We start from the raw sequence: 6923 nt of genomic DNA, 5'->3' as shown, positions 1-6923 counted from the left end.
GGCCCCCCAGGCCGCCGCCCCGGCCGCCCCCGCGGCGCCGAAGCCCGCCGCGGCTCCGGCCCCCGCGGCCAAGGCTCCGGCCCCCGCCCCGGCCAAGCCGGCGCAGCCCGCACAGGCGCCCGCTCAGCCGAAGGCGAAGCCCGCCCCGGCGAAGGAGGCCCCCGAGGGCCCCGAGCTGATCACCCTGCGTGGTCCGTCCGCCGCGGTCGCCAAGAACATGGACGCCTCGCTGGAGATGCCGACCGCCACCTCGGTCCGCGCCGTCCCGGTGAAGCTGCTGTTCGACAACCGGATCGTCATCAACAACCACCTCAAGCGCGCCCGCGGCGGGAAGATCTCCTTCACGCACATCATCGGGTACGCGATGGTGCAGGCCATCAAGGCCATGCCGTCGATGAACTGGTCGTACGGCGTCAAGGACGGCAAGCCGACCCTGATCAAGCCGGCCCACGTCAACCTCGGCCTGGCCATCGACCTGGTCAAGCCGAACGGTGACCGCCAGCTCGTCGTGGCCGCCATCAAGAAGGCCGAGACGCTGAACTTCTTCGAGTTCTGGCAGGCCTACGAGGACATCGTCCGCCGCGCCCGTGACGGCAAGCTGACGATGGACGACTTCACCGGTGTCACGGTCTCCCTGACCAACCCCGGCGGCCTCGGCACCGTCCACTCCGTGCCGCGGCTGATGCCCGGCCAGTCCGTGATCATGGGCGTCGGCTCCATGGACTACCCGGCGGAGTTCCAGGGCACCAGCCAGGACACCCTGAACAAGCTCGGCGTCTCCAAGGTCATGACGCTCACGTCGACCTACGACCACCGGGTCATCCAGGGCGCCGCCTCCGGCGAGTTCCTGCGCACCGTCGCGAACCTGCTGCTCGGCGAGAACGGCTTCTACGACGACATCTTCGAGGCGCTGCGGATCCCCTACGAGCCGGTCCGCTGGCTGCGGGACATCGACGCCTCGCACGACGACGACGTCACCAAGGCCGCCCGGGTCTTCGAGCTGATCCACTCCTACCGGGTCCGCGGCCACGTCATGGCCGACACCGACCCGCTGGAGTACAAGCAGCGCAAGCACCCCGACCTGGACATCGTCGAGCACGGCCTCACCCTGTGGGACCTGGAGCGCGAGTTCGCCGTCGGCGGCTTCGCCGGCAAGTCGATGATGAAGCTGCGCGACATCCTCGGCGTGCTCCGCGACTCGTACTGCCGCACCACCGGCATCGAGTTCATGCACATCCAGGACCCCAAGCAGCGCAAGTGGATCCAGGACCGGGTGGAGCGCCCGCACTCCAAGATGGAGCGCGAGGAGCAGCTGCGCATCCTGCGCCGGCTGAACGCCGCGGAGGCCTTCGAGACCTTCCTGCAGACGAAGTACGTCGGCCAGAAGCGCTTCTCGCTGGAGGGCGGCGAGTCCGTCATCCCGCTGCTCGACGCGGTCATCGACTCCGCGGCCGAGTCCCGCCTGGACGAGGTCGTCATCGGCATGGCCCACCGCGGCCGCCTGAACGTGCTGGCCAACATCGTCGGCAAGTCGTACGCGCAGATCTTCCGCGAGTTCGAGGGCAACCTCGACCCGAAGTCGATGCACGGCTCCGGCGACGTGAAGTACCACCTGGGCGCCGAGGGCACCTTCACCGGCCTGGACGGCGAGCAGATCAAGGTCTCCCTGGTCGCGAACCCCTCCCACCTGGAGGCCGTCGACCCGGTCCTGGAGGGCGTCGCCCGCGCCAAGCAGGACATCATCAACAAGGGCGGCACGGACTTCACGGTGCTGCCGGTGGCGATCCACGGCGACGCGGCCTTCGCGGGCCAGGGCGTGGTGGCCGAGACCCTGAACATGTCGCAGCTGCGCGGCTACCGCACCGGCGGCACGGTCCACATCGTCATCAACAACCAGGTCGGCTTCACCGCGGCCCCCGAGTCCTCGCGTTCCTCCATGTACGCGACGGACGTGGCCCGCATGATCGAGGCCCCGATCTTCCACGTGAACGGCGACGACCCCGAGGCCGTCGTGCGCGTCGCCCGGCTGGCCTTCGAGTTCCGCCAGGCGTTCAACAAGGACGTGGTGATCGACCTCATCTGCTACCGCCGCCGCGGTCACAACGAGTCGGACAACCCGGCCTTCACCCAGCCGCTGATGTACGACCTGATCGACAAGAAGCGCTCGGTGCGCAAGCTCTACACCGAGTCCCTGATCGGTCGCGGCGACATCACCCTGGAAGAGGCCGAGCAGGCCCTCCAGGACTACCAGGGCCAGCTGGAGAAGGTCTTCACCGAGGTCCGCGAGGCTACGTCCCAGCCGGCCGCCGGGGACGTCCAGGCGCCCCAGGACGGTTTCCCGGTCGCGGTCCCGACCGCGGTCTCCACGGAGGTCGTCAAGCGGATCGCCGAGTCCCAGGTCAACATCCCCGACCACATCACCGTCCACCCGCGTCTCCAGCCGCAGCTGCAGCGCCGGGCGGCGATGGTCGAGGACGGCACGATCGACTGGGGCATGGGCGAGACCCTGGCCATCGGCTCCCTGCTGCTGGAGGGCACCCCGGTCCGGCTCGCGGGCCAGGACTCCCAGCGCGGCACCTTCGGCCAGCGCCACGCGGTGCTGATCGACCGGGAGACCGGCGAGGAGTACACCCCGCTGCAGTACCTCTCCGAGGACCAGGCCCGGCTGAACGTCTACAACTCGCTGCTCTCCGAGTACGCGGCGATGGGCTTCGAGTACGGCTACTCGCTGGCCCGCCCCGACGCGCTCGTGATGTGGGAAGCGCAGTTCGGTGACTTCGTCAACGGCGCGCAGACGGTCGTGGACGAGTTCATCTCGTCGGCCGAGCAGAAGTGGAACCAGACCTCCGGCGTCGTCCTGCTGCTGCCGCACGGCTACGAGGGCCAGGGCCCGGACCACTCGTCCGCGCGTCCCGAGCGGTTCCTCCAGCTGTGCGCGCAGAACAACATGACGGTCGCGATGCCGACGTCGCCGTCGAACTACTTCCATCTCCTGCGGTGGCAGGTGCACAACCCGCACCACAAGCCGCTGGTCGTCTTCACCCCGAAGTCGATGCTGCGTCTGAAGGCCGCGGCCTCGAAGGCGGAGGAGTTCACGAGCGGGCAGTTCCGCCCGGTCATCGGCGACAGCACGGTCGACCCGGCCGCGGTCCGCAAGGTCGTGTTCTGCGCCGGCAAGGTCTACTACGACCTGGAGGCCGAGCGGGCCAAGCGCGGGGTCACGGACACGGCGATCATCCGCATCGAGCGGCTGTACCCGCTGCCGGGTGCCGAGCTTCAGGCGGAGGTCAACAAGTACCCGAACGCCGAGAAGTACCTGTGGGCGCAGGAGGAGCCGGCGAACCAGGGTGCCTGGCCGTTCATCGCGCTGAACCTGATCGACCACCTGGACCTGGCGGTCGGCGCGGACATCCCGGCCGGCGAGCGGCTGCGGCGCATCTCGCGTCCGCACAGCTCGTCCCCGGCCGTGGGTTCCGCGAAGCGGCACCAGGCGGAGCAGGAGCAGCTGGTGCGAGAGGTCTTCGACGCCTGAGCCGTCTCGCGGGAGGGCCCGGTACCGAGTTCTTGCTCGGTACCGGGCCCTTTCGCCTGCTCGGGGGTGTGTGCGACCGTACGCGGCTGCGGGTGCGTTGTGCCTGGTCGCGCAGTTCCCCGCGCCCCTTTCGGGGCGCTTCAGCCCAGGTACGCCTCGAAGTCCCAGTACGGGCGCACCCGTTGGCGGGCCGAGAGGGTGTGCGGGTGCTGGGCGCCGAGCGTGCGGGTCAGGGCCAGCAGGGCGTCCTCCTCCAGCTTGCCCGCCTCCTCCTGTTCATGGGCGGCGCGCAGGTCCGCGGCCAGGGCCACCTGGCAGGACAGGGTGAGCGGGTGCTCGTGGCCCAGTGCGTGGCGGGCGCGGCGCAGGGTGTCCCGGCTCAGTTCCTCCGCGTCCTCGATGCGGCCGTTGAAGTTGCGCGCGCCGGCCGCGTTGAGGGCGCAGCCCAGGACCCAGGGGTGGTCCGGGCCGAGGGTCGCGCCGAGTCCGGCGAGCGCGGACTCGAACATCGACAGGGCCTCGCCCCGCTCCCCCGCGGCCTGCATCACCAGCCCGGTGTTGGACAGCATGCCGGTGGCCACGGGGTGCGCGGGGCCGAGCAGGGAGCGGTAGCCGGCCTCCGCCTCGTCGATGAGCCGGCGGGCCTGGCTGAGGTCACCGTGTTCGCGCAGGTAGTTGCCGTAGTTGGTGAGGAACGCCAGGGTGCGGTAGTGCTCGCGGCCGTGCAGCTGGATCAGCTGCTCCAGCAGGCTGGCCATGCCGGGCCCGACGTCCGGGGCGTGCCCGCCCTCGCGGCGCCGGCACATCGCCAGCTGGGAGCGGGCTTCGAGGGTCTGCGGATGCTGCGGCCCGAGGACCTGCACATGGAGCCGTACGACGGGTTCCTGGCGGGCCAGCGCCTCCCGGTAGCGGCCGAGCAGGCGGAGGCTGTGGGTGACCGCGTTGCCGGAGTGCAGGGTGTTGATGTGCCGGGCGCGCAGCACGGTCTCGCGCCGGGCCAGGGTCTCCAGGTCGAGCTCCAGTGCCTCGGCGTACCGGCCCAGCATGCGCAGGGTGACACCCAGGTTGTGCCGGGCGACCAGGGTGGGCGGCTCGTCCGGGCCGAGGAGCCGCTCGTTGCCGTCGAGGACCTCGCACTGGAGGTCGTACGCCTCCTGGTAGCGGCCCAGGGAGCGCAGGCCGGAGGCGATGGCGCTCTTGCTGACCAGCTCGCCGATCTCGTTGCGCCGGGGCGCGGCCCGCAGCTGCGCCAGCACGCCCCGGTGCAGCTCGTACAGCTCGCGGAACCGGCCGCTGTTGCGCAGCATGTTGCCCTCCTGGGTGGCCAGGTCGAGCATCGGCTGGTCGATCGGGTCCATGAACCGCGACCAGTGCTCGCGCACCTGCTGGGCCAGTTCCAGGCCGCCGCTGTACTCGCCGCTGCGGGTGCAGTACCGCAGGCAGTTCAGGACCAGCTCCTGCACCCGTGGCTGCCGGCTCTCCAGCGCGCCGGACGGTTCGAGGTGGGGCAGCAGTTCGGCGTAGCGCGGCCAGTTGCGGCTGTCGGCGGGGTTGCCGGGGTCGGCCTCGGCGAGCAGGGTGCGCACCGCGCGCCGGTGCAGTTCGTGGCTGCCGTCGCTGGTCAGCTTGGAGACGATGTCGTGGACGAGCCGGTGCATGTGCACCGACTCCTGGTGCGGGCCCATCTCGGCGACGAGCGGGCCGCGGGTCTCCCGGGTGAGCACCGAGTAGTTGACCAGGGTGTCCAGGGCCCGGGTCCAGGCGGGCAGGTCGGTGGACATCCAGCGCAGTTCCTCGGGCAGCTCGGCGCGCGGGTAGGCGCGGATCAGACCGAGCGGGATGCGGCCGGGGGCGAAGGAGGTGCACAGCCCGAGCACCTCGATGGCCTGCGGCTGGGAGCGGCGCAGCCGGTTGAGCAGTATGGCCCAGGAGGTCAGGGAGGACTGCGGGAAGCCCTCGCCGGTGACGGGCTCGTCGACCGTGGACAGCCGGCGCTCGCGCACCATCCGCAGGTACTCGGCGGCCTCCATGCGGGACTCGCCGAGCCAGGACGCGGCCTGCACCAGCGGCAGCGGCACGTCGCCGAACTCGGCGGCCACCTCGTCGGCCTCGCGCGCGGTGATGTGCGGGGCGCGGCGCATCAGGTAGGCGGTGGACTCGGGGCGCAGGAACGCGGGGATCTCCAGCACGTCGGTGTGCTCGCTCCAGCCCCGGTTGCGGGAGGTGATCAGTACGTGCCCGGTGCCCTGCGGCAGCAGTGAGGAGACGGCCTCGATGTCGTCCCAGCCGTCGAAGACCAGCAGCCAGTTCGCGTACGGCTCGCCGCGTCGCAGCGCGCCGCGGACCGCGCGGATGCGTTCGCCGGGCTCGCTGCCGATGCGCAGGCCGAGTTCGACGGCGAGTTCGCCGAGGCGGTCGCGCTGGATGGTGCGGTCGTCGCTGTTGACCCACCACACCAGGTCGTAGTCGGTGCTGAAGCGGTGCGCGTACTCGGCGGCCAGCTGGGTCTTGCCGATGCCGGACATGCCGACGAGGGTGCAGGCGGCGGCGCCGCGCTCGGCGTCCGCGAGCCGCTGGTGGAGTTCGCCGAGCAGGTCGTCGCGGCCGGTGAAGCGCGGGTTGCGGCGCGGCACCTCGCCCCAGATCTCGCAGCGCTCGTCCGGGTAGCGGATCCGGCCGGGCAGCGCGCGGGGGCGGGCGAGCGGCTCCAGGCCGAGCCGGCGCAGCAGGCGTTCCTCGGCGGCCTCCTCGCTCAGCGCCCACAGGCTGGCCGGTTCCAGGACGGCGGTGGCGGGCAGCAGCGGCCGGTTGGTGAGGTTGACCGCGGCGAACCGGTCGGCGTGGGCGGCGACGAAGCCGCGCAGCGCGTCGTTCCACTCCCCCGGCGGGCGCGGTCCCAGTTCGAAGAACCAGTCGTTGAGGACCAGCAGCACCTGTCCGCTGGCCAGCAGCAGGTCGCCGAGCGAGTCCTCCAGCGCGACCTCGCGGGGCGGGTCCCAGCGTTGCAGGGTGGCCCGGTGGCCGTGCCGCTCCAGGCACTGCGCGATCCACGCCGCCCACGAGCGGTAGTACCCCGGGAAGACCACGAGCACGTGCTCGGGTGCCGCCGCACCGTTCGCGCCCGGCCGCCGCTGTTCCGCCATCGCCGCTCCCTGTTCCGCCGCGGTCGCCTTCTCTCGTGGGCGCCCGCAGGCATAACGTAACGCAATACCGCCTCTACGGAGGGTCATCCCGGCGGGTGGGCGGCCGTCCCGAGGTGTGCGTGGTGGCTGCCCATGCGCCGGACGAACTCCCTTCCGCAGGGGGTCAGTTCATCGGACTCGGCCAGCACGGACAAGGCCTCGGCGACCTGCTCCCGGCACACCTCGAACCGCTCGGCGGCGCGCCGCCG

2 protein-coding genes are annotated in these 6923 nt (G+C 71.3%); one reads left to right on the top strand and one right to left on the bottom strand.

Annotation, left to right across the window (positions count from 1 at the left end):
• Window positions 1-3532, top strand: a 3532-nt coding sequence (locus CCN44_RS22895; RefSeq protein WP_086699059.1) for a multifunctional oxoglutarate decarboxylase/oxoglutarate dehydrogenase thiamine pyrophosphate-binding subunit/dihydrolipoyllysine-residue succinyltransferase subunit, incomplete at its 5' end; no start/stop codon positions are given.
• 140 nt (window positions 3533-3672) lie between these two features.
• Here CCN44_RS22895 and fxsT read toward each other — a convergent pair.
• On the bottom strand, window positions 3673-6675 hold the full coding sequence (gene fxsT / locus CCN44_RS22890; protein ID WP_059252565.1) for an FxSxx-COOH system tetratricopeptide repeat protein: 3003 nt from the start codon (window positions 6673-6675) through the stop codon (window positions 3673-3675).
• Window positions 6676-6923: the final 248 nt, after the last annotated feature.

Origin of the sequence: Streptomyces tricolor, from assembly GCF_002155905.1 — a bacterium.
Lineage (GTDB): Bacteria > Actinomycetota > Actinomycetes > Streptomycetales > Streptomycetaceae > Streptomyces > Streptomyces tricolor.
This window is presented reverse-complemented; position numbering and strand designations above follow the sequence as displayed.